At 40.7% G+C, this 24,659-nt stretch carries 22 protein-coding genes; 14 read left to right on the top strand and 8 right to left on the bottom strand.

Translation table 11 applies throughout. The features are described 5' to 3' along the window. The first annotated feature begins 495 nt into the window (after positions 1-495). The 6 genes from tig to CWB76_RS01575 all read left to right on the top strand — a co-directional run bounded on the left by tig (position 496) and on the right by CWB76_RS01575 (position 9,060). Entirely contained in the window at positions 496-1,800 is a 1,305-nt protein-coding gene (gene tig / locus CWB76_RS01600; RefSeq protein ID WP_138605062.1) for a trigger factor, read from the top strand. A gap of 159 nt (positions 1,801-1,959) precedes the next feature. Next, positions 1,960-2,577 (top strand): ATP-dependent Clp endopeptidase proteolytic subunit ClpP, encoded by a 618-nt coding sequence (clpP, locus tag CWB76_RS01595; protein WP_008111041.1) that lies wholly within the window; start codon positions 1,960-1,962, stop codon positions 2,575-2,577. Positions 2,578-2,708: 131 nt separating this feature from the next. Further along, positions 2,709-3,992: an ATP-dependent protease ATP-binding subunit ClpX gene (gene clpX / locus CWB76_RS01590; RefSeq protein ID WP_138605061.1), complete on the top strand. Its 1,284-nt coding sequence runs from the start codon at positions 2,709-2,711 to the stop codon at positions 3,990-3,992. Positions 3,993-4,141: 149 nt separating this feature from the next. Continuing rightward, positions 4,142-6,502: an endopeptidase La gene (lon, locus tag CWB76_RS01585; protein ID WP_138605059.1), complete on the top strand. Its 2,361-nt coding sequence runs from the start codon at positions 4,142-4,144 to the stop codon at positions 6,500-6,502. A gap of 183 nt (positions 6,503-6,685) precedes the next feature. Next, positions 6,686-6,985 carry an HU family DNA-binding protein gene (locus tag CWB76_RS01580; protein ID WP_256872136.1) on the top strand — a complete coding sequence of 100 codons (300 nt, stop codon included), beginning with the start codon at positions 6,686-6,688 and terminating at the stop codon, positions 6,983-6,985. Positions 6,986-7,158: 173 nt separating this feature from the next. Beyond that, positions 7,159-9,060: a SurA N-terminal domain-containing protein gene (locus CWB76_RS01575; RefSeq protein ID WP_138605058.1), complete on the top strand. Its 1,902-nt coding sequence runs from the start codon at positions 7,159-7,161 to the stop codon at positions 9,058-9,060. Positions 9,061-9,115: 55 nt separating this feature from the next. On the opposite strand, the gene CWB76_RS01570 is transcribed toward CWB76_RS01575, so the two are convergent. The 6 genes from CWB76_RS01570 to pspF are packed head-to-tail and all read right to left on the bottom strand — an operon-like array spanning position 9,116 to position 15,470. Then, on the bottom strand, positions 9,116-9,877 hold the full coding sequence (locus CWB76_RS01570; protein ID WP_054202403.1) for an ATP-binding cassette domain-containing protein: 762 nt from the start codon (positions 9,875-9,877) through the stop codon (positions 9,116-9,118). Further along, positions 9,877-10,869, bottom strand: a complete 993-nt coding sequence (locus tag CWB76_RS01565) for a peptide ABC transporter ATP-binding protein (RefSeq protein ID WP_010388077.1) — start codon at positions 10,867-10,869, stop codon at positions 9,877-9,879. The genes CWB76_RS01570 and CWB76_RS01565 overlap by 1 nt, the downstream gene beginning before the upstream one ends. Further along, the gene (locus CWB76_RS01560; protein WP_010388079.1) at positions 10,870-11,763 is read right to left on the bottom strand and encodes an ABC transporter permease subunit; all 894 of its coding nucleotides are present in this window, start codon (positions 11,761-11,763) and stop codon (positions 10,870-10,872) included. Next, positions 11,750-12,784 carry an ABC transporter permease subunit gene (locus CWB76_RS01555; protein WP_138605056.1) on the bottom strand — a complete coding sequence of 345 codons (1,035 nt, stop codon included), beginning with the start codon at positions 12,782-12,784 and terminating at the stop codon, positions 11,750-11,752. The genes CWB76_RS01560 and CWB76_RS01555 overlap by 14 nt, the downstream gene beginning before the upstream one ends. After that, a complete protein-coding gene (locus CWB76_RS01550; RefSeq protein ID WP_138570108.1) occupies positions 12,784-14,391 on the bottom strand; it encodes an ABC transporter substrate-binding protein in 1,608 nt (535 codons plus the stop codon). The genes CWB76_RS01555 and CWB76_RS01550 overlap by 1 nt, the downstream gene beginning before the upstream one ends. 14 nt (positions 14,392-14,405) lie before the next feature. Then, the gene (gene pspF, locus CWB76_RS01545) at positions 14,406-15,470 is read right to left on the bottom strand and encodes a phage shock protein operon transcriptional activator (RefSeq protein ID WP_010388085.1); all 1,065 of its coding nucleotides are present in this window, start codon (positions 15,468-15,470) and stop codon (positions 14,406-14,408) included. A gap of 186 nt (positions 15,471-15,656) precedes the next feature. Here pspF and pspA point away from each other — a divergent pair, with 186 nt between their 5' ends. The 8 genes from pspA to CWB76_RS01505 all read left to right on the top strand — a co-directional run bounded on the left by pspA (position 15,657) and on the right by CWB76_RS01505 (position 22,259). Next, entirely contained in the window at positions 15,657-16,316 is a 660-nt protein-coding gene (gene pspA, locus CWB76_RS01540; RefSeq protein WP_138605054.1) for a phage shock protein PspA, read from the top strand. 63 nt (positions 16,317-16,379) lie between these two features. Continuing rightward, the gene (gene pspB, locus CWB76_RS01535) at positions 16,380-16,613 is read left to right on the top strand and encodes an envelope stress response membrane protein PspB (protein WP_138605052.1); all 234 of its coding nucleotides are present in this window, start codon (positions 16,380-16,382) and stop codon (positions 16,611-16,613) included. Continuing rightward, a complete protein-coding gene (pspC, locus tag CWB76_RS01530) occupies positions 16,610-17,011 on the top strand; it encodes an envelope stress response membrane protein PspC (protein ID WP_010388092.1) in 402 nt (133 codons plus the stop codon). The genes pspB and pspC overlap by 4 nt, the downstream gene beginning before the upstream one ends. Positions 17,012-17,074: 63 nt before the next feature. Then, positions 17,075-18,493 (top strand): YcjX family GTP-binding protein, encoded by a 1,419-nt coding sequence (locus tag CWB76_RS01525; protein ID WP_055013262.1) that lies wholly within the window; start codon positions 17,075-17,077, stop codon positions 18,491-18,493. Next, the gene (locus tag CWB76_RS01520) at positions 18,490-19,515 is read left to right on the top strand and encodes a TIGR01620 family protein (protein ID WP_138605051.1); all 1,026 of its coding nucleotides are present in this window, start codon (positions 18,490-18,492) and stop codon (positions 19,513-19,515) included. Before CWB76_RS01525 ends, CWB76_RS01520 begins: the two co-directional genes overlap by 4 nt. A gap of 145 nt (positions 19,516-19,660) precedes the next feature. Next, positions 19,661-20,842: a methionine gamma-lyase gene (megL, locus tag CWB76_RS01515; RefSeq protein ID WP_138605049.1), complete on the top strand. Its 1,182-nt coding sequence runs from the start codon at positions 19,661-19,663 to the stop codon at positions 20,840-20,842. A gap of 238 nt (positions 20,843-21,080) precedes the next feature. Next, complete coding sequence (phhA, locus tag CWB76_RS01510) at positions 21,081-21,878, top strand: phenylalanine 4-monooxygenase (RefSeq protein WP_008111003.1); 798 nt, start codon at positions 21,081-21,083, stop codon at positions 21,876-21,878. A 36-nt stretch (positions 21,879-21,914) separates the two neighbouring features. Beyond that, complete coding sequence (locus tag CWB76_RS01505) at positions 21,915-22,259, top strand: 4a-hydroxytetrahydrobiopterin dehydratase (protein WP_008111000.1); 345 nt, start codon at positions 21,915-21,917, stop codon at positions 22,257-22,259. A 269-nt stretch (positions 22,260-22,528) separates the two neighbouring features. Here CWB76_RS01505 and CWB76_RS01500 read toward each other — a convergent pair whose 3' ends face one another. Both CWB76_RS01500 and dapD read right to left on the bottom strand, forming a co-directional pair. Then, complete coding sequence (locus CWB76_RS01500; protein WP_138605047.1) at positions 22,529-23,551, bottom strand: tetratricopeptide repeat protein; 1,023 nt, start codon at positions 23,549-23,551, stop codon at positions 22,529-22,531. Between the two features lie 276 nt (positions 23,552-23,827). Then, complete coding sequence (gene dapD, locus CWB76_RS01495; RefSeq protein ID WP_138605045.1) at positions 23,828-24,655, bottom strand: 2,3,4,5-tetrahydropyridine-2,6-dicarboxylate N-succinyltransferase; 828 nt, start codon at positions 24,653-24,655, stop codon at positions 23,828-23,830. Positions 24,656-24,659 lie beyond the last annotated feature (4 nt).

The raw sequence follows: 24,659 nt of genomic DNA, 5'->3' as shown, positions 1-24,659 counted from the left end.
CCCCCCCCCCCCCCCCCCCGCCCCCGCCCCCCCCCCCCCACCCCCCCCCACAAATATGTATTCCCGCCCTACGCGCCCTACGCTATCGCTCAATGTGTCTGGCGTTCTGCCGGGTGCTCCTCCTCCCTGCATCGCCGACCATTTCCCCTTAAGTTCTATATTCTAAATCTCTATTTTTATTTAAAATAACTCTATTCTTTTTGCTCCTATATATTCTATATAATTCAATTAGCCTGTTTTTTATTCGCTTAGTCGTTATCTGCGCTGATCTACCCCAAATAATTGCCCCCCACACTCGACTATCATGAATATTAGGTTATAATGCCGCGTCTATTTGTTTAAAAATATAGTGCCCTAGGGCAGAGCAGCAATGGTATCTCCTGGTAGCGACGGATTTTTTTAAGCTCTAAGGCTTGAATTTTATCAAGACGCCTATAGATTACTTTGTTTGTAATGAAGGCGAAAAGTCGCCAAAATTGAATATTGAGGTAAATCATGCAAGTTTCTGTTGAGACGACTCAAGGCCTTGAGCGCCGTCTGACCATCACCGTTCCTGCAGAGAACGTTGAGACCGAAGTAAAAAAACGCTTACAACAACTGTCAAAAACGCAGCGTATCGACGGTTTCCGTGCTGGTAAAGTACCAGTATCAGTAATCAACAAGCGTTTCGGACCAGCTGTTCGTCAAGAAGTTGCTGGCGAAGTAATGCAACGTAATTACATTGAAGCAATTGTTGCTGAAAAAATTAACCCTGCTGGCGCACCTACATTTGCACCAAAAGCACTTGAAGCAGGTAAAGATTTAGAATTCTCAGCAACATTTGAAGTTTACCCTGAAGTTGAAGTTCAAGGTTTAGAGAAAATTGCTGTTGAAAAACCAGCGGTAGAAGTAACTGACGAAGATTTAGCAAACATGCTAGAGACACTTCGTAAGCAACACGCTTCTTGGGCTGACGTTGATGCAGCTGCTGGCGCAAACGACCGTGTAACGGTTGATTTCGTTGGTACTATCGATGGTGAAGAATTCGAAGGCGGTAAAGCTGAAGATTTCCCATTAGAACTTGGCCAAGGTCGTATGATCCCAGGTTTTGAAGACAACATCGTAGGCAAAAAAGCAGGCGAAGAAGTTGTTGCTGACGTAAACTTCCCTGAAGATTACCACGCTGAAAATTTAAAAGGTAAAGCGGCTCAATTCACTATCACAGTGAAAAAAGTTGAAGCGCAAGAATTACCTGAATTAAGCGATGAGTTTGCAACTAAATTCGGTGTTGCCGAAGGCGGCGTAGACGCGCTTAAAGAAGAAGTTAAAAAGAACATGACACGTGAGCTAGACCAAGCGGTTAAAGCTAACGTAAAAGACCAAGCAATCAAAGGTCTTTTAGAGCAAAACGAAGTTGAAGTGCCTAAAGCATTAATCGACCAAGAAGTTGACGCTTTACGTGAGCAAGCTGCTCAACGTTTTGGTGGTAACGGTCAAAATATGCCTGAGCTTCCAGCTGAATTGTTCCATGAGCAAGCAGTTACACGAGTTAAAACTGGCCTATTATTAGGCGAAGTGATCAAAGCAAACGACATCAAAGTTGATGACGCTAAAGTTGAAGCACTTATCGCTACTGTAGCATCTGCATACGAAGATCCAACTGAAGTAGTAGAATACTACAAAGCAAATGATCAACTAATGCAACAAATGCGTAATGTAGCAATGGAAGAGCAAGCTGTTGAAGCTATTTTAGCTAAAGCAACTGTGACTGATGTTGAAAAAGCATTTGATGACATCATGAATCCACAGCAAGGTGCATAATAAGTCATTGACTTAAGCGCTCGCTAACGATTAAATGGCTCGTGTTACTCTGTTTATGCAGTGTGCCCGGGCCATTTTAGTTTGTGGTTCTTAATTAGCTAAAAATGATCATTATGCTTTTCTTAGAATAAGTATAAGCGCATAAGGAATTAAATAAGTATGAACACTGGTATGACAGATCCCCTAAACGCATTAGTACCAATGGTTGTTGAGCAAACAGCTAAAGGCGAGCGCTCGTTTGATATTTATTCGAGACTATTAAAAGAGCGTATTATCTTTTTAACGGGCCAAGTTGAAGACAACATGGCAAATCTGATTTTAGCGCAAATGCTTTTCTTAGAATCAGAGAACCCAGATAAAGATATCTTCTTATATATCAATTCACCGGGTGGCTCGGTCACTGCGGGAATGGCTATTTACGATACAATGAATTTCATCAAACCTGATGTAAGTACTATTTGTGTGGGCCAAGCGGCTAGCATGGGTGCGTTTTTACTATCTGGTGGTGCTAAGGGTAAACGTTTTTGTTTACCTAATTCACGTGTAATGATTCACCAACCATTAGGTGGATTCCAAGGTCAAGCATCTGATTTTGAAATACACGCGAAAGAAATCCTGTCTATTAAAGACAAATTAAATCGCTTAATGGCTGAGCATACTGGCCAACCGCTTGATGTTGTTTCACGTGATACAGACCGTGATAACTTTATGAGTGCAAGCCAAGCTGTAGATTACGGTATTGTTGACTCAGTATTTACTAATCGCGGTAGCAAGTAAGTATGCCTGCAAGCAGTAATGCTTGCTAATGAGAGTTACTATGCGAAAAAGCCTAAATTTTGGTATAGTTAAAGCGTATTAAAATAGCCACCAAGACTTTGGTGGCCAACGTAATAAAATGAGGTAGCTGAATGTCTGACACTCCTACAGACGGCGACAAAAGTAATAAATTGTTATACTGCTCTTTTTGCGGCAAAAGCCAGCATGAAGTTCGAAAATTAATTGCAGGACCTTCAGTATACGTTTGTGATGAATGTGTAGAGCTGTGTAATGATATTATCAGGGAAGAAATTAAAGACATCGCGCCTAAGCATGATGCCGCTGACAAATTACCTGTGCCAAAAGAAATTCGTAACCACTTAGACGACTACGTAATTGGCCAAGAGCATGCGAAAAAAGTGTTGTCTGTAGCGGTTTACAATCACTACAAGCGTTTACGCAACCAATCAACTAAACAAGACGTTGAACTAGGTAAAAGTAATATTTTATTAATTGGTCCAACGGGGAGTGGTAAAACACTACTAGCTGAAACGTTAGCACGTTTGCTAGATGTGCCGTTTACAATGGCCGATGCCACCACGTTAACCGAAGCCGGTTATGTGGGTGAAGATGTTGAAAACATTATTCAAAAGCTTTTACAAAAATGTGACTACGACGTAGAAAAAGCACAACGTGGTATTGTTTACATTGATGAAATTGACAAAATTTCACGTAAATCAGATAACCCATCAATCACCCGTGATGTATCAGGTGAAGGTGTACAACAAGCCTTACTGAAACTGATTGAAGGTACCGTTGCTTCTGTTCCGCCACAAGGTGGACGTAAACATCCACAGCAGGAGTTCCTGCAAGTAGACACCTCTAAAATTTTGTTTATTTGTGGTGGTGCATTTGCTGGTCTTGACAAAGTTATTGAACAGCGTAGCCACAAAAATACCGGTATTGGCTTTGGCGTTAACGTTAAAGAGTCGTCAGCGAGCCGTTCTTTAAGCGAAACATTTAAAGATGTTGAGCCAGAAGATTTAGTAAAATATGGTTTAATACCAGAATTTATTGGCCGTTTACCTGTTGTTGCTACATTGACTGAACTTGATGAAGCTGCATTGGTACAAATTTTAAGTGAGCCTAAAAATGCCATTACTAAGCAATTTTCAGTATTGTTTGGTATGGAAGACGTTGAGCTTGAGTTTCGTGATGATGCACTACGTGCTATTGCTCATAAAGCAATGGAGCGTAAAACAGGTGCACGTGGCCTGCGTTCAATCGTAGAAGGTGTATTGCTTGATACTATGTATGAGCTGCCTTCAATTGATAACGTAAGTAAAGTGGTTGTTGATGAAACCGTTATTAAAGGTGAGTCTGATCCAATCTTGATTTATGACAGCAGTAATCAAGAACAAGCCGCAGCAGATTAAATTCTGAGCAAGTTGTAAAAAAAAGGAGCCAATGGCTCCTTTTTTTATAATTAATTTAATCGAGTTGGCAAAAATTGTTGAACTTTAATTAGGTTATCCCCATATACTTGAGTAATCTTTAAATAAATGAAGTGCAAAGAGAAAATACAATGACGCTTGAGAGAAACGATCGAGTCGAAATCCCTGTGCTAGCACTGCGCGATGTAGTGGTGTATCCACACATGGTGATCCCGCTTTTTGTAGGCCGTGAAAAATCAATAAAATGCCTTGAAGCGGCAATGGATAAAGACAAACAAATTTTCTTAGTTGCACAAAAAGATGCAACTGTAGACGAGCCTGAGAAAGACGATATTTATCGTGTAGGGACAATTGCGACTGTACTTCAATTATTAAAGCTACCCGATGGTACAGTAAAAGTATTAGTTGAAGGCACACAGCGTGCAAATATCGAAGAGTTTATTGATAACGAAGATTTCTTTGTTGCCAATGCTCAGTTTATAGAATCTGATTCAGTAAACGAGCAAGAACAAGATATTTTTATTCGCAGTGCATTAAGCCAGTTTGAAGGCTACGTAAAATTAAATAAAAAAATCCCACCTGAAGTGATGACCTCGGTCTCTGGTATTGATGAGCCCGCGCGTCTTGCTGATACCATGGCTGCGCATATGCCATTAAAAGTGCCTGAAAAACAAAAGGTACTTGAAATATCAAGCGTTACGGAGCGCTTAGAGTACTTAATGGCGTTGATGGAAGGTGAAATAGACTTATTGCAAGTTGAGAAAAAAATTCGTACCCGCGTTAAAAAGCAGATGGAAAAATCGCAGCGTGAGTACTACCTCAATGAGCAAATGAAAGCGATTCAAAAAGAGCTTGGTGAAATTGACGATGTGCCAGATGAATTCGAAGCGCTAAAAAAACGCATCGAAGAATCAGGTATGCCCAGCGAAGCGAAAGAAAAAGCGACGGCAGAGTTCAACAAACTTAAAATGATGTCGCCGATGTCGGCAGAAGCCAGTGTTGTTCGCTCATACATAGATACGTTAATCAACGTACCGTGGAAAAAACGCTCTAAAGTGAAAAAAGCTTTAGCAGGCGCGCAAAAAATACTAGATAGCGATCACTACGGGCTTGATAAAGTTAAAGAGCGTATTATTGAATACCTCGCGGTACAGCAGCGTACTAATAAGCTTAAAGGGCCTATTTTGTGTTTAGTTGGGCCACCAGGGGTAGGTAAAACCTCTCTTGGGCAATCTATTGCGCGTTCAACTGGCCGTAAGTACATTCGTATGGCACTGGGTGGTGTACGTGATGAGGCTGAGATACGTGGTCACCGTCGTACTTATATTGGCTCTATGCCAGGTAAATTGATTCAAAACATGACTAAAGTGGGCGTTAAAAACCCGTTATTCTTGTTAGATGAAATTGATAAAATGTCAGCAGATATGCGTGGCGACCCTGCATCAGCATTACTTGAAGTACTCGACCCTGAGCAAAACAGCCATTTTGCTGATCATTACCTAGAAGTTGATTACGACTTATCTGATGTAATGTTTGTTGCTACCTCTAATAGCTTTAATATTCCTGGGCCTTTATTGGACCGTATGGAAGTTATTCGTTTAGCCGGCTATACCGAAGACGAAAAATTAAATATAGCTAAAGAACATTTAATTCCAAAGCAAGTTAAGCGTAATGGCTTAAAAGAGAAAGAAGTTGAAATTGCCGACAGCGCCATTATCGGTATTATTCGATATTACACGCGTGAAGCGGGCGTTCGTAGCTTAGAGCGTGAAGTGTCTAAATTATGCCGTAAAGCGGTTAAAAATATCTTAATGGAAAAAGACACCAAAACAGTCACTATCGATGCAGATAATCTTGAAGAGTACCTAGGTGTACAACGTTTTGATTATGGTAAAGCAGAAGATGGCGACCGTATAGGCCAAGTAACTGGCTTAGCATGGACAGAAGTAGGCGGTGACTTGCTGACTATTGAATGTGCTGCAGTACCAGGTAAAGGCAAATTGACTTATACCGGCTCGTTAGGCGATGTAATGCAAGAGTCGATTCAAGCGGCAATGACCGTTGTGCGTAATCGTGCTGATGAGCTACGTATTAATAGCGACTTTTATGAAAAACGTGATATTCACGTGCATGTACCTGAGGGCGCAACTCCTAAAGATGGTCCAAGTGCGGGTATCGCAATGGTTACGTGTTTGGTTTCAAGCCTAACGGGTAATCCAGTGCGCTCTGATGTGGCCATGACGGGTGAGATTACCCTACGTGGTGAAGTACTGCCAATTGGTGGTTTAAAAGAGAAATTATTAGCGGCTCACCGAGGTGGTATTAAAACGGTGGTGATCCCTAAAATTAACGAACGTGACTTAAAAGAGATACCTGATAACGTATTGGCGGGTCTTGAGATTCACCCAGTTACGTGGATTGACGAAGTATTAAAGCTTGCTTTAGTGCATCCAGTTGATAGTTTTTCAGTCGAAACACCAAAAAAGCAGTAAAAAAGCCAAAAAAAGTGCTTTTAGGGGCTTTTCAAATCTAAACGGTATGATAAGTTAAGCACTGGTTTTCAAGCCTAGCCCTTGCAGGGCCTAGGCTTAAGAAAAATATAATCATATGAGCTTTAAAAAAATTGCTCAAAAATTTCAAAACAGTGATGTTAGTTTAAAAAACAATCGCTCTTGATAACAACAATGAAAGAGGATGATATTGTGAATAAATCTCAATTAATCGATCAAATCGCAGCTGATGCTGACATTTCTAAAGCGGCTGCAGGTCGTGCACTAGATTCATTCATCGAATCTGTATCTGGCGCGCTAAAAGATGGCGACTCAGTTGCACTTGTTGGTTTTGGTACTTTCTCTGTACGTGAGCGTGCTGCTCGTGCAGGTCGTAACCCACAAACTGGTGAAACGATTCAAATTGCTGCAGCTAACATCCCAGCTTTCAAAGCCGGTAAAGCGCTTAAAGACGCAGTAAACTAATCATTGTGTAAACAATTTAGTTATGGCGAGTAAAGATACGCTTAATTATTGCAATCGATAAATTAAGTTACTTCACCGCCAGTTACTTCAAGTGAAAAAGCGTATCTGGTAAGATACGCTTTTTTTACATATGACAAGGTAGAAAATACCTTGCTCAGAAAAGAGATAAACAAATGCTTGAGAAAATCAGAGAAGGTTCGCAAGGGCCGGTAGCCAAAGTCATTTTAGGCGCGGTGATTTTATCTTTTGCCTTAGCTGGGATCGGTAGTTACTTAGGTCAAACCACAGAACAACCCGTTGCTGAAGTAAATGGAATTAAAATTAGCCAAACAGAATTTAGCCGTGCGTTTCAAAATGAACGTAGCCGCTTAGAACAACAATTTGGTGAGTACTTTACCCAAATAGCAGCTGATCCAACTTACATGGCTCAAATCCGTCAAGGTGTGATTGACCGTTTAGTACAACAAGAATTACAAAGTCAGTTAGCTGCCGAGCTTGGTTTGCGCGTAAGTGATGAAAGCGTTCGTAAAACAATTTTAGAGCTACCTTATTTTAAAATTGGCGACAAGTTTAATAACGACCGTTATTTACAAGTTATTCGTCAAATGAATTTTCAACCTGACGCATTTCGTGAATACCTGCGTGATGATATGACGCGTAGCCAGTTAGTATCTGCTGTTGCGGGTACTGATTTTGCGCTGCCAAATGAGCTTAAATCAGCCATTGCGTTGCAACAGCAAACACGAAGCATTGATTATTTAGTAATTGATAAACAAGCAATGCAAGCTGATGTTGAAGTTACAGAGCAAGAAGTTGCGGATTACTATGAATTAAACGCAGGTCAATTTTTATCACCTGAATTAATTTCAGTTAATTACATCGAACTAAATGCAGATGATATTGATGTTGCATCGGTAAGCGAAGACGATGTAAAAGCATATTACGAGCAGAGTAAAGCGCAATATGTTGAACCAGAAAAGCGTCGTGTATCGCATATTCTAATCGACAATAGCGAAGATGATGATGCGGCTAAAGCGAAAGCTGAGTCGTTACTTGCCCAGCTTAACGCTGGTGCTGATTTTACTGAGCTAGCAGAGACATCGTCAGATGACATTGTTAGTGCAGAAATGGGTGGCGATTTAGAGTGGATTGAACGTGATGTTATGGAACCAGCTTTTGAAGATGCAGCGTTCGCATTGCAAAACAAAGGTGATTACTCTGACGTTGTTGCCTCTGAGTTTGGTTATCACATCATCAAATTAACTGATCTACAAACTCAACAAGTTAAACCGTTCGATGAGGTTAAAGCTGACTTACGTGCTGAACTTGAGCAAGCTGAAAAAGTAGATGCGTTTTACGAGAAGCAAACTGAAATGGGGGCATTAGCCTTTGAGATCTCTGATCGCTTAGACGATGCTGCTGAAGTGGCGGGTGTAGAAGTACAATCTACTTCTTTACTAGCGCTTAGCGCGCTTCCTGAGCCGCTTAATAACCCAGCGGTTGTGACTGCCTTATCATCAGTTGAACTACTAGAAGATAAAGTCAATTCAGAAGTAATTGAGCTTGGTAATGAGCACGTGATTGTGGTGCGTGTAAATGAGCACCAACCTGCGGCAACGAAAGCATTAAGCGAGGTAAGTGAGCAAATTAAAACACGCTTAATGAATGAAAAGGCATCAGACCTTGCAAAAGAAAAAGCACGCACGTTATTTGCACAAGTAAAAGAGGGCAAGAGCTTAAACGATGTGGCTGCTGAGCAATCACTAAACGTTCGTCAAGAGTCGCAACTAACTCGTGAAAGCTTTGCAGTTTCGCCTGCTATTGTTACCCAAGTATTCAAAATGGCACATCCTAGTGATGCGGCTGTATATGATATGGTTAACTTAAATAATGGCGATGCAGCGATTGTTGCGCTTAAAGCGGTATATGATGCACCAGTGAGTGACAACATTGAGCCACAAATGAAGCAAAACATTACTATGGCGCAAGCGCAGAAAAACTATACGGTATTCATTGAATCGCTTAAGCAACAAGCAGAGCTTAATGTACCAAAAGCAGCTCAAGCAGCTGAATAAGTAATAGCTAAATTAAAAAAGGCGCCAATTGGCGCCTTTTTTGTTTTTTTAGACATTAACAACTCAATAAGCGCTGGGTAACCTTTGACTGCGGGTTTTGAAAAATAGTTTCTGTAGCGCCGTATTCAACTATTTCACCTTTATTGAGTACCACTAACTGGTCGCTAATATGGCGCACTAAACTTAAATGATGGGTGATCAAAATATAGGTTAATCCAGTTTCAAGCTGTAGTTTAAGTAATAGGTTTACTATTTGCGCTCTTACAGAAGGGTCAAGCGATGAAAGTGCCTCATCGAGTACAACAACCTTAGGATCTAATATAAGCGCGCGAGCGAGCGCTACACGCTGTAATTGCCCCACACTAAACATATGCGGATAGTATTGCTGATGATCGACCAGTAGACCCACTTTAAGCAGCGTACTACCAATTTTTTCACTACGTTGAGTTTTATCAAAATCAGTATTGAATTTTAGGCAATCATCGAGCATTTCAGCAATGGTCACTGCTGGGTTTAATGAGGTGGCGGAGTCTTGAAAAATCATTCGGATATAACGACACTGGGCATCACGATTACCATTGTTTTCTATAGTGTTATTCTCTAATAATATCTGCCCGCTATCGGCACTGTATGCACCCACTAATAATTTAGCCAGGGTACTTTTTCCTGAGCCTGTTTCACCAATAATGGCAATTGTTTCACCTTTACCAATACAAAATGAGATGTTTTTTAAAACATCAAACTTTTTACGGCTAAATAGACCCGCTCGCATGTTAAAGGTTTTTGATAAGGCTTGAACTTTTAACAGTGGCTGCATTATTTTATTTCCTTGATCAGCGGGAAGTGACAGGCGTAGCTATGACCATGATGCTTTGAAAGTTTAGGCGCAACCACACATTCTTTTTGTGCTTGTGGGCAACGTGGACCGAGTCGACAACCAATCGGTAAATGTTGTAATGTTGGAATAGTGCCTTTAAGCGCATAAAAGGGTTCTTTATGGGCTAAGCCATGCTCATAATCGGGCAGGCTTTTTAGTAAAGCTTGCGTATACGGATGACGAGGTTGGCTAAAAATACGGTGTGTTGGACCTGCTTCAACCATTTGACCGCAGTACAACACATGAATACCATGCGACCAATTAACAATTTCTTCCAGCTCATGAGAGATCATCAAAATAGACATGTTCTTTAGCTGATTTAAACTTTTTAATAACCTAAACACCTGTGCTCGGGTAGTGCTTTCTAGTGCGGTTGTTGGCTCATCTGCAATTAACAACTTAGGTGTGCGGGCAATCGCCATGGCTATCATGACCTTTTGGCATACGCCCTCAGAGAGCTCATGCGGGTAACTATCAAGCACCGCTTCATGATTTTTAATACCTACTTTATGTATTAAGGCTTTAACACGGTCTTTACGCTCACGGTTGCGTTTTAAGAAAAACCCTTTAGCAGCCACTTCAGGCAGTGTTTCAGCAATTTGGTTAAATATTTTAGCAGTAGGATCTAGACATCGACTGGGGTCTTGGTAAATCATCGCAATGTCTTGGCTAACCGTTTTACGGCGTTGTTCTGGTGTTAAGCGCATTAAGTCAACACCACGCCAATGCATTCTATCTGCGGTTATCACCCAACGCTCATTAAGCACGCCGACGATGGCTTTTGCAATTAAGCTTTTGCCAGAGCCTGATTCGCCCACTAAAGCGTGTACTTCACCTTCTTTTAAACTAAAGCTTACGCGATCAACAGCACGAATGGCGGTTTCGGAAGTTTGAAGTTCAATGGTTAAATTTCGAATATCTAGTAACTGCATCTAATCGGCCTTACGCGCTTGTAAAACTTTACGAAGTCCATCGCCCACTAAGTTTGTTGAAAGAACCGCTAAAAATAACAGCACGCCCGGCAATGCTACCGTCCAGGGTGCTAAATATATAAGTCCTAAGTTCTCTGCTAAAATTGCGCCCCATTCAGTAGTCGGCGGCTGTGCACCCAGTTTTAAAAACCCTAACGCTGCAATATCTAAAATAGCAGTAGAAAGCGCCATCGTAAAAATAACCACAATATATTCATACACATTAGGAAAAATCCCACGTGATAAAATATGCCATTTAGAGGCGCCATCTAAGCGGTAGGCTGTAACATAATCTTTGCCAAGTTCGTCAACTATCAGGTTTCTAATTGAATGAATAAACTGGGGTAATAAGGCTAAAATAATTGCCCATACGGTATTCATTAATCCAGGGCCGAGTATGGCAATAATAATGATGGCCAGTAACAATGAGGGAATTGACAGCGTTACATCCAGTAAGTGGTTCAAAAAACTAGAACGTATGCCTTTACTGATCCCTGCAAAGGTACCTACCAACACACCAATAACAGTGGTGATCAGTGCAGCCACAACCGATAACCCGAACGTATATGTGGCGCCATTCATTAAACGAGACAGCACATCTCGGCCTAAATCATCGGTGCCAAGTATAAACCGCACATCGCCCATTTCATTCCACGAGGGAGGCAGTAATAGTGCATCACTGTGCTGTTGATTTACCCCATAAGGCGCAAGAAAAGGCGCGGTAGCCGCTAACAGGCTAAAGGCAATAAACACCCATAAACCAACCAGTGCAGGGTGGTTATTTTTAAACTTTCGCCAGAGTCTCGCTAATGGCGATTTATTTGAATCTTCTGAAAATAAGTTAAACTTTGCCATGCGCTTGGTTCCGAGACAGAGGATCGAGTAGGGTGTAGGTCAGTTCGGCCATAATTGTGGCAATAATAATAAATAAAGAGACGGCCATTAACCCACCTTGTATGGCGGGATAATCACGTTGATAAATACTGTCTATTAACCAGCGACCGATCCCAGGCCACGAAAAAATAACTTCAGTGATCATCGCTAGGGTGATCAAGGTACTAAACTGCAAACCTATTTGTTTTATAACCGGTAGTAAGGCATTTCTTAGGGCGTGATGAATAATAAGCTGTCCACGAGTAAGCCCTTTGGCACGAGCCGTTTTAATGAAATTTTGATCCATTACTTTTAACATCGATTCGCGAGTAAAGCGCACTAATACCGTGGTTGGATACATAGCAAGCACAATAGTGGGTAAGGTAAGGTGATGCAGTGCATCTAACATGGCCAAACCATTGTAAGGAAAATCAGCGAGTAAAATATCAAGTAAAATAAACCCTGTGCTCGCAGGTATCTCATACAACAAGCTCACTCGCCCCGACATGGGAAACCAGCCAAGTTGGAGCGAAAAAACCATAATTAATAATAATGCCAGCCAAAAAATTGGCATAGAATAGCCAATCATCGCTGTAGAGCTAATAAATTTATCAGGCCATTGTTTATTATATGCCGATGCTAAAATACCGACAGGCACACCCACTACCACCGAGATAACTAACGCGTAAATACTTAGCTCTAACGTTGCAGGGATTAAATCAATCACATGGGCGAAAACACTGCCCCCCGAGGCGAATGACATTCCCCAGTCCCCTTGTAAAATTCGTCCCACAAAGGCGATGTACTGCATAAAGTAGTTACTGTTAAACAAGTACTTTTCTTCTAACTGCGCATTTTGGGTAAAGTTAGTATCTGGTATGCCGCTTAAATTACTGAGTGGATCGCCGGGAAATAAGTAACTCAACGAAAAGGTAAAAATGCTTAGTAGTAACACCATAAAAAATAACAGTCCGAGGCGGCGTAAAATATAATCTAAGATCATTATTTTTTCCTCGCGTTAGCCAACGAAATAGCACCGAATGGCCCTAAGGTAATGCCCTCAACATCTGCACTACTTGCTTGAAAACGCATGCCGTGGGCAATTGGCAGTAGAGGCAATTGTTTGATGATCATACTCTGTGCTGCGTCATAATATTGTTTACGTAAATTTAAATCTGTGGTGTCTAACGCTTTGGTTAGCAGTAAATCAAATTCAGGATTACACCAGTTTGCGGGGTTTTTGCCGCTGAATGTCGCAGTACAACTTAATAATGGGCTAAAAAAGTTATCGGGATCAGGCGTATCAGCTGCCCAACCTAATAACACACTGTCGTGGCGATGTTCTCCAATGCGTTGAATAAAGGTATTCCATTCATATTCAACAATATTTACGTTAACGCCAATTTTGCGTAAATCACTTTGCATTAGCTCAGCCATTTTGCGGGCGTTGGGGTTATAAATACGGCTTACCGGCATAGCCCAAATGCTCATATCAAAGCCTTTTGGAAAACCGGCTTCAGTTAATAACCTTTTTGCCAACTGTGGGTCAAAAATAGGCATGTTTTTTTGTAGTTCAAACGCCCAAGATGTAGGCGGAAGAATAGACTGTGCACGCAAGCCATTACCGTAATACACCGCCTGCATTATTTTATCTATATCAATGGCATGAACTAATGCTTGACGTACTTTTAGGTTATCAAACGGTGGACGCTCGGTATTAAATGCCCAGTAACCAATATTTAAGTTAGTTTCTCTTTCAACATTAATATCATCACGTTGCGCTAAGATACTTAATTGGGCACTGCTTGGGTGTGCAGTAACATCACATTCTTTGGTCAATATTTTTGCGATACGGGTGGTACCATTTGGGGTAATGTCGTACACCAATTGCTCAAGGGCAACTTCATGCTTCCAATAATCAGCGTTTTTATAAAAGCGCACTAAATGATCGCGTCGGTACTCTTTATAAATATAGGGGCCTGTGCCAATCGGGTATTGATCAAATAGGTTTTCTTGATTATTAGCTTTGAGTGCCATGGCATATTCTTTAGAGAGCACGACGGCAAAATCGGTCGCCATATTGGCTAAAAAGCTGCTTTCGGCGTTAAATAACTCAAACCGGACTTGGTGATCAGAGACTCTAACAATTTTACGAATTAGCTGGTCAATCCCCACACTTTGAAAGTAAGGGTAATTAGCATCGCCAATAAAGTGATAAGGATTATAAACGTCGAATAATCGACTAAAAGTAAATATTACATCATCAGCGTTAAATTCACGGCTAGGAGTAAAATAAGAGGTGGTATGAAACTTAACTCCTTTGCGCAAAGTGAAGGTAACCGATTTACCGTCTTTACTGATTTTCCAATCAGTGGCAAGTTCACTCTTAAATTCGGCGGTCACGGGGTCAATACTAATTAACCGGTCGTATAACTGGTTAGCAATAATATCGATAGTCGACCCTGTGGTTGTGACTTGTGGGTTAAACGACACAGGATTAGCCTCGGCGCAATAAACGAGGCCTTGGTTTTTTTCTTCTAAGATTTCTTCTTTACTATCAATGCAACCTACTAAGCTCAATGATATTAAAGCAAGTAATAATTTATGCACCCGCACAACCTCTACTATTCTAGCAAATTGTATTTTTTCAAATAACCACGTAGTTGATGATACGTTAAACCAAGTACTTCTGCAGTCTTCTTTTGATTAAATTGGCTATGTTCTAATGCTTTTTTTATCAATGTAATTTCAAATTCATTAGAGAGCGTTTTTAAGTCGCATGGAAACTCAGGTTCTTTGGTACTTGAACTCAATGCTACAGGCGCTTCTATAGGCTGTGCATGAGTAGTCGGTTCAGATTGTATTATAGCAGGTGCTTGTGCATGTTTTATGCGGGCTTTAGGTCTAAAGCGACTTTCGAATGGGTCTAAAATAATTTTATGTACAGGAATATGTTCATTGCCGTGGCGATACAGACTTCGTTCTACCACATTTTTAAGTTCACGGACATTACCCGGCCACTCATAACTGAGTAAACTTTCTTGTGCACTACGGGTAAAGCCACTAAATAGCTCCCACTCAAGGTCTCGTGCCATGTTCATCGCAAACTGTTCAGCTAGCAACATAATGTCATCTTGACGTTCACGCAGTGGCGGTAAGGTGATCACATCAAACGCGAGTCTATCGAGTAAATCACTTCTAAATTCACCTTGTTGTGCTAAATGGGGTAAGTCTTCATTGGTTGCACAGACTAAACGAGTGTCTACTTTAACGGTTTGCTTGCCGCCAACACGCTCAAACTCACCATACTCAATCACTCTTAATAGCTTTTCTTGCACCATGGCAGAGGTATTTGCTAACTCATCTAAGAACAAGGTACCACTATTGGCGCGCTCAAAGCGGCCTTCATGGCGTTTACTTGCGCCTGTGAAAGCGCCACTTTCATGACCAAATAATTCACTCTCGAGCAGGTTTTCGTTCAATGCCGCACAGTTAAGCTTGACGTAACTTTGATCCCAGCGTTTGGATAAAAAGTGTAAACGTGCTGCAATTAGCTCTTTACCGGTACCACGTTCACCAATAATAAGTACGGGTTTATCTAGGTTAGCCAGTTGCGAAACCTGATCAAGCACCGATAAAAAGCTGTCTGATTGGCCAAGTAAATTGTCCTGTTGGCGATATTGACTCATATTTCCTAACTCTTAGTCATTTTTACTAACAGTTAGTGTATTTCATTATGGAGGATAACAAAAGTAATTTGTAATTTACATTTAACATATTGAAAATAAATGGTATTTTAAAATTATAAAAGTTGGCAAGCATATTGATACTAATAAAAGCAGACACATTTAGATTAAATAATAGAGGTATATGTTATGGGAATTTTTTCACGTTTTGCAGACATTGTTAATTCTAATATCAATGCCATTTTAGATAAAGCAGAAGATCCTGAAAAAATGGTTCGTCTTATTATCCAAGAGATGGAAGATACATTAGTAGAGGTACGCTCTACGTCAGCAAAAACCCTTGCTGAGAAAAAAGAATTAGTACGTCGCGTAGATACACTAAAAGCTCAAGTAAGCGATTGGCAAGACAAAGCCGAATTAGCACTGAGCAAAGATCGTGATGATTTAGCTCGCTCAGCTTTACTTGAAAAGCAAAAGTCAGCCGATGCAGTCGCTGCAGTAGAAAGTGAACTTGATCATGTAGAATCTCATATCGAGAAACTACAGCAAGAAGTGACTACGCTACAAGAGAAACTAGCGGATGCTAAAGCACGTCAAAAAGCGATTATTTTACGTCAACGCTCGGCTGAGTCGCGCCTTGAGGTTAAAAAAGCACTTGATAGTTCTAAGGTAGATGATGCACTTAATCGTTTTGAACGTTACGAAACCAAAATTGATGGGCTAGAATCTCAAATAGAGTCTTATGATTTGGGTAAACAAACGTTAGCGGATGAGATTGCTGATTTACAAAAGAACGAAAAGATTGACGACGAGTTAGCTGAACTTAAAAAGAAACTCGCAAATAAATAAATATAAAACAGGGGCCTTGTGCCCCTGACATCAACATTGAATACGGATTGTCAGGAGAGGATTATGTTTGATCCAGAGATACTAGTTGCACCCTTTATCTTGTTTATGATTTTTGTTGCGCCACTGTGGTTAATTTTACACTACCGAAGCAAAAAGCAGGTAAGCCAAGGGTTAAGTGAACATGAGCATCACCAGTTATTAGAACTTGCTCAAAAAGCTGAAAAAATGACTGATAGAATCGAGACATTAGAAGCTTTACTTGATCAAGAGTCACCACAGTGGAGACAAAAAGTATGAACACCAAACGCGAATTATTAAGAGACCCACAACGCGGTAAAATTGCCGGTGTATGTGCGGGATTAAGTGACTACTTTAATATGGAGTTATGGTTAGTTCGCATTATTTTTGTTAGTGCTGTACTACTAACCGGTGGCCCATTATTTGTGGTAGCGTATATTGCAGCGTGGTTTATTTTAGATAAAAAACAACCCAGTACTGTAAATAAAACACAATCAACCTATGGCGGTGATCCGCTAGAAGTAAAATTTAAAGTATGGCAAAAAGGCGAGCCACCGCGTCGTGCGCTTCAAGACTTAAAAGAGCGATTGACCCGTGTAGATAGCCGCCTTCAAAACATGGAACGCTACGTTACTTCAAGCGAGTTTACGGTCAGCCGTGAAATTAATAAACTTTAAGGGATTAATAAGCACCTTGTTTGCAGCCCGATCAATGACGGCAACTAAGGTGCAAAACACTTTATGAGCCAATCATTTGCAAAAAAGACCTTCAAAAGCGTTAAAGGCAAAGCACAAAAAGCCCTGCATCGTAGTTTAGATCAACACGTTAAACTTGCCGTAACAGGGCTGAGCGGCAGTGGTAAAACGGCGTTTATTAGCGCGTTAGTTAAGCATTTAACCTCTCAGGCGAATGACAACAACTTACCTTTTTTTGATGTAATGCGTGAACACCGCCACATTGCTACTAAAATTGTGCCGCAAGAGGCATTAAATGTTCCCACTTTTGATTACAACCGTGCAATAAGTGCTTTACTACCAAGTGAAGGCGACCCTGCATGGCCTGCTTCTACCGAGCGAATTAATACTTTACGTTTGGCGATTAAATATCAAAGCAACGCGGGTCTGCGCGGTCATTTCTCACCGCAATCAACGTTATACCTAGATATTATTGACTATCCTGGTGAGTGGTTGCTTGACCTACCTATGCTCGCGCAAAGCTTTGAGCAATGGTGCGAGCAACAATATCCATTGCTAAGCCAAACGCCACGTAACCAAAGCTCAGCTGAATTTTTGCAATCCATAGAGCAGCTTGATTTAGATGCACCGGTAGATGAAAACGCACTGGCTGATATTGCAAAATGTTATCAAACCATGTTGGTAGGGCTAAAAAAAGACACTAAGCTTGCCATGTTACAGCCAGGGCGAATGTTAATGCCGGGTGACTTGCAAGGTGCACCATTATTATTATTTTTTCCAATTAGTCCTGAAAAAATAAGTGACGATGTAGTAGCAGGTTCTAACTTAGCGCATTTAATTAAACGTTTCGATGCTTACGTAAAAGAAGTCGTTAAACCTTTTTATAATGAGCATTTTCGCCATTTTGACCGTCAAATTGTCTTGGTGGATGTACTGAGTGCATTAAATGAAGGTTATGAAACGTTGGCTGAGCAAAGTCGAGTGATCAATCAGCTATTGTCACACTTTAGCTATGGTGATTCTGGTTTTTTTAAACGCTTGTTTAAACCTAATATTGATAAAATATTATTTGCTGCTAATAAGTCCGATCACATCAGTGCGAAGCATCACAAAGATCTTGCATTGTTACTCGATTCGTTAGTTAAAGAGCAAAGCAATCACTTAAAATTTGATGGGGTGAAAATAGAAACACTGGCGATGTCATCAATTGCTGCCACTGTGTCTCGCCAAGTGGTTGATAAGGGGCAAACACTCGACTGTATCTATGGCAAGCCATTGAATGAACAACAGTGGCTAACTTACCTGCCTCCTCAGCCGCCGAGCAGAATGCTCAATAAAAGTGAGTGGCCAGCACATGGGTTTGAGTTTTTATCGTTTGCACCTATGCCAAGCCCAGATCAACAGCTTAAGCACATTCGCTTAGACCATGTGATGCAGTACTTGTTAGGAGATAAGTTAACATGAGTGAGTCAACACACCAATTTCAAGCTGGGCGTCGTATTAATGCCCAAAATATTGAGCAAAATGAACCAGATTTATTAGCGGCTAAAGTCGTAGAGCAGGGACAAAGTGAGCAGCCTAGCAAAGATAGCGATGAGCTAATTGAACCTGAAATCGATATTGAGCCTGTATATAAAAAGTCTAAGTGGCAAACCCTTAAAGGCCTATTTGCACTGAGCTTTATTGTTTTAATATTACTTGAGTTCGCATTTTCAATTGTATTGGCGTTTCAGCAGTCAGTTATTTTAGGTGGGGTGTACTTAACCGCTGTAATAACCGGTGTACTACTGATATCGCGCTTATTGTGGCGTGAATATAGAATGTTACGCAGCTTAAAGCGTAATCAGCTACACCGCCATGAAGCTAACCGTTTGCTCAATAGTGAGCAGGTAGGCGGGGCGATACCTTGGCTTGAAAAGCTTAATAAACATCAGCAATTAGATAATTTCGAAAACTTTAAAAATCAGGTCGCTACGCACCACAGTGACAAAGAAATAATGTCTCTGTACGCGAATAGCTTACTGATAGCGCAAGACAATCAAGCTAAAAAGTTAATAAACCGTTTTGCAACAGAGTCAGCTTTATTAGTTGCTCTAAGCCCAATTGCGCTGGTGGATATGATGGCTGTGCTGTGGCGTGGCACTAAATTGATAGAGCAAATAGGCCGCATATATGGCATTGGCTTTGGTTATGCCAGCCGCATTAAACTTTACCGCATGCTTATTAAGCAAGTAATGTTTGTAGGTAGTGCAGAGCTCGTTTCTGATTTAGCTGCCACGGCACTCAGTGCTGAATTATTAGGCAAGCTTTCAGGGCGAGCTGCACAAGGTGTTAGTGCCGGTATATTTACAGCGCGTATTGGTTACAAAGCTATGGAATTAAGCCGACCCTTACCGCGTCTTGAAAACAAGCGTAGCTTGTTAAAAGGCACAGTCCAAGGGATTGCGAGTAAAATTATGAGCCGTAAGGGAGCTGAAACTAAGTAGTGAGACTTCGTTGGCAATATTTGTGTACAGCTTTTTGGGTAAAGTTTGCACAAATAGCCATCTGAGCATCCGGCATGCTTGTGATTTTAAGTGCGGTGCGTTTTATTTATGCTATTGACACACATAATAAAAACGAGAACACACAATGAGCAAGCATCATCAAAATACCCAATGTATCCATGGCCCACAAAAAGCAAATGATCCGCATGGCGCATTAACCTCACCTTTGTATCAAACGTCTACGTTTCATTTTGAAAGTGCCGCCCAAGGTGCTGCCCGCTTTGCAGGTGAAGAGCCCGGTTATATTTACACGCGTTTAGGTAACCCTACCACGACTGAACTTGAGCAAAAAGTGGCGCAATTAGAAGGCTGTGAGGCCGCCGCCGCCACGGCAACAGGTATGGGTGCGGTATCCGCTTCGGTACTAAGCTTCCTATCGCAAGGCGATCATTTAATTGCATCAAGCGCTCTGTATGGCTGCACCTTTGCTTTTTTTGCGCATATGTTGCCGCGATGGGGAATTGAAGTCACCTTTGTTGATATGACTAATGAGAGTGAACTGCGCGCTGCCATTAAGCCTAATTCAAAAATGATATTTGTAGAAACACCAATCAATCCAACCATGGCAGTGATTGATTTAGCACTTATTGGCGATGTGGCTAAACAGCATCATTTACTGAGTGTGGTCGACAATACTTTTTTAACCCCGCTGCTGCAGTCACCAAAACAGTACGGTATCGATATTATAATGCATAGCGCGACCAAGTATTTAAATGGTCACGGCGATGTTGTTGCGGGTATTGTGTGTGGTTCACTTGAGCATATTACACAGATTAAAATGACCGTGCTTAAAGATATTGGTGCCACTATTAGTCCACACGATGCGTGGTTAATAAATCGCGGCTTAAAAACTTTAGCTATTCGCATTGAACGCCATTGCCAAAGTGCGCAAACGATTGCTGAGTATTTAGAAGCTCATCCGCAAGTAAATAAAGTGTATTACCCTGGGCTCAAGTCTCACCCGGGTTACAAGTATATTGGTAAGCAAATGAAAGCGGCTGGCGGTGTTATTGCCTTTGAAATTAAAGGGAGCTTAACCGACGGTGAGCAGTTTATTAATAGCATGCAACTGTGCACATTAGCGGTTAGCTTAGGCGATGCTGAAACGCTCATTCAACACCCTGCATCAATGACGCATTCGCCATACACTCCCGAAGAAAGACTAGCAGCTGGAATTAGTGATGGTTTAATTCGTTTATCAGTTGGACTTGAAGATGTTAACGATATTATTAACGATCTCAACCAAGCATTTACTAAAATATCTTGAGGTGTAAATTAATGGTTACATTGAATTCTTCCTGTAAGCGCTATTAAGAATGGGCTGTGTTTTTATCTTTGCTCTAGTGTAATTTTAAATTTACGATCTGTATGATCTGCAAAAGTATTGATCTGCGTCAAGCTATTAAACTTTTGTTCACTTTTGCATAGTATGGCTACATCGAATAGCCAAGCATTTGGCTGTTATTTTGACACCGATTTAGGGTTTTATCCCAAAGAAGGTATTTATGGCTAAAGCAAGTAATTACACCTCCAAAACACCTGATGAAAATGGGGTTATACATTGGAGCGATGAAGAAAATAAAATTTGGTCTGAGCTTGTAGCACGCCAACTTGCGTGCATAGAAGGCAAAGCCTGTGATGAGTACATGGAAGGATTGAAAAAAATCAATCTGCCTCATGATCGTATCCCACAGCTGAGTGAGCTAAACGAAGTACTTTTAGCAACCACAGGCTGGCAGGTTGCACCTGTACCTGCACTTATCGATTTTGATGAGTTTTTTAGGTTACTCGCTAACAAGCAATTTCCTGTAGCTACCTTCATTCGTAGCCGTGAAGAATTTGACTACTTACAAGAACCCGATATTTTTCATGAGATATTTGGTCATTGTGCCATGCTAACCAATCCTGACTTTGCAGAATTTACCCATAAGTACGGGCAACTAGGATACGCGGCAGAGAAAAAAGACCGCGTTTATTTAGCGCGCATGTACTGGTTTACCGTTGAGTTTGGTTTGATGCAAACTGAAAAAGGATTACGTATTTACGGTGGCGGTATTTTATCAAGCCCAGGGGAAACCCAATACGTGTATTCAGATACACCAGAGATTAATCCAATGAATGTGCTAGATGTGCTACGTACACCGTACCGTATAGACATTATGCAACCATTGTATTACACGATTAATTCGATTCATGATCTGTTTGAAATATCTCAAATGGATATAATGACTTTAGTTGAGCAAGCTAAATCACTTGGTTTGCACGACCCTAAGTTTCCTCCAAAAGAAAAATTAGCTAGTTAATTTTTGAAAAAAGTAACGCTAAACTAAGGATTTAAAATGTCTTCATTAAGTGCACAAAAATGTGAAGCCTGTCATGCAGATGCGCCAAAAGTATCTGATGCTGAATTGGCTGAATTAATTAAAAAAATCCCTGACTGGGTGCCAGAAGTACGCGACGGTATTATGCAGTTAGAGCGCGTTTATAAGTTTAAAAACTTTAAACAAGCCATTGCGTTTACCAATAAGGTAGGTGATATGGCTGAAGACGAAGGGCATCACCCGGGTTTATTAACCGAATGGGGCAAAGTAACCGTGACTTGGTGGAGCCATTCAATTAAAGGTCTGCATAAAAATGACTTCATTTGCGCTGCTAAAACAGATGACGTATTTAACGCGTTGTAATTAATTAGATTTGAGTAAATAAAAAGGCACTTCACAGTGCCTTTTTTATTTTTGTGGTTATTAAGTTAACCTGAGCATTGGTCAAGAGGCTTTGTAAGGCATTGAATTAAAATGATATTTTTTATCTTCTCTGGCCTATCTTATTATATATTCCGTTTGTTAGCCAATTCAGTAGCTTGTTTTATATACTTATATTAGAAGTAAAAAAGTAGATAAAAGTTAGTTTATAGGCTTCTAACTAAGCTTAGCTGAACGTTTGTGACTTAAAGCTATAAACTTTTCTCCCAATTGCATTGCTTTACTAAGTTAAACCAAGGGCTGGTAAACTCTTTAGCGGTAATGGGCTCAGGTAGTGCTAAAGTAACATCAAGTTTTTTAGCTAGATAATGTGCTACTAGCTGTTTCATTTTATCGCTTTCTAATTGCTCATATGCAGCTTGAAGCTGATGTTTATCTTTTTGACTTATAAACTCGCCAGTTAAATTTTTGTAGCCTAGTTCAAGCCAAATTAGCAGTGCTTGTTTAGACTTGTTGGGGAATGCATGAGTCAACGTTGCCGTTGGGGTATAGAGTCGATCAAAGTTAAGCTGATGTTCTTGAATTAAAAAAACCATTAATAAATTAAGCCCAGCCGAAATTTGCCCTGCGCGTTTATCAATATTTTGGTTAAGGCTTAATGCACTTCTAAAGTAGCGTTCAGCGTTAGCAATATTGCCTTCATCAAGTGCTAAAGAGCCCAAATTATTTTTTATAAGTGCTGTTACATTAGGAAGTGTTAATTGTGTTGTGAGATCAAGATTATTTAAGTATAAAGCACGCGCTTTAGCAAAGTCGTTTTGCGAGCGAGCAACCAGTGCCATACTGTTGGTGAGTGTTAATCGTTGGCGATCGCTTTGCGCATATTTATAAGCACATTTAAATGAGAGCTGGGCATCGCTTAAATATTCAGCATGGCGAAGCCATATTCCCAAGGCACTCATTATGGTGGTCAATTTTTGTTTAAAGTAGTCAGCTTGATGATGCTGAAATATTGCGTCAATCGATTTATAAAGCCGATCGTAATGACTGGTGGGAACCGCTGATCGGGCATAAAGCAAGTGCCAGCGGATAAATAGCGCAGCAGGAGCTGTATTTAGTTCTTTGATATTTTCAAGAATGATTATTGATTGTGCAGGATTAACAACAAGATAATCTTCGGCTTCGTTAAGTTTAGCTTCAAACGATGTAAAATCATTAGCCATAGCCTGCGTTGAACCAAATAACACCAACCAACCTAAAACGAAAAGGCGCAACAACTTATCCTCGATAATCGAATTATGCGTTTATTCACTATAGATGCAGGTATCTAACAAAGCAACGCGATTAAAGGGTACAGGTTTGTGAGAAGGTATTTTAAAAGCACTAAAAAAGCCCTAAACCTATACAAGCTTAGAGCTTTTTCTGTATGTAATTAAATTTTAGCGAATACACTTAACTTTAATATGTTGTTGGGTTTCTTTTTACTCAACCCAATCTACGTTTAATATTAACCTGCTTAGCGCTTACAGCTAAAAATTTACAACTGCTTTTTAATCATCAATTGAGCGAAGCAGAGCGTTAATGCCTACTTTTTCGCGTGTTTGTTGATCAACTTTTTTCACAATAATCGCAGCGTATAAACTATGCGTGCCATCTTTTGAAGGCAGAGCACCAGGAACCACAACAGCACCAGCAGGTACGCGACCATAATGAATTTCACCGGTTTCACGGTCATAAATACGGGTACTTTGGCTAATGTAAACACCCATTGAAATAACCGCACCTTCTTCAACAATAACGCCTTCAACAATTTCTGAACGTGCGCCAATAAAGCAGTTGTCTTCAATGATGGTAGGATTTGCTTGTAGCGGCTCTAAAACACCGCCTATGCCCACACCGCCTGATAAGTGTACATTCTTACCAATTTGAGCACATGAACCTACAGTGGCCCATGTATCAACCATAGTGCCTTCATCAACGTAAGCACCAATGTTTACATACGATGGCATTAGTACAACATTTTTCCCTACAAAGCTGCCTTTACGGGCAACGGCGTTGGGTACTACGCGCATGCCACCTTGCTGAAATTGCTCCGGCGTATAGTCGCTAAATTTAAGCGGTACTTTGTCGTAAAATTGATTTACGCCATCATTCATTGGTTGGTTTTCACGAATTCTAAATGAAAGCAGCACGGCTTTTTTAAGCCATTGATGAACAACCCATTCGCCAGAAATTTTTTCTGCAACACGCGCTGCGCCACTATCTAATAGCTCAAGTGCATCAATAATTGCTTGTTTAATATCGCTTGATACGGTTGTTGGGCTAATGTTGTCGCGGTTATCCCACGCATTTTCAATCATGGTTTTTAAATCTGACATAGTG

Origin of the sequence: Pseudoalteromonas sp. S1609 (genome assembly GCF_005887255.1) — a bacterium.
Classification (GTDB): domain Bacteria; phylum Pseudomonadota; class Gammaproteobacteria; order Enterobacterales; family Alteromonadaceae; genus Pseudoalteromonas.
Note: the sequence above shows the minus strand (reverse complement) of the source record. Positions and strands in the feature narration are given on the sequence as shown.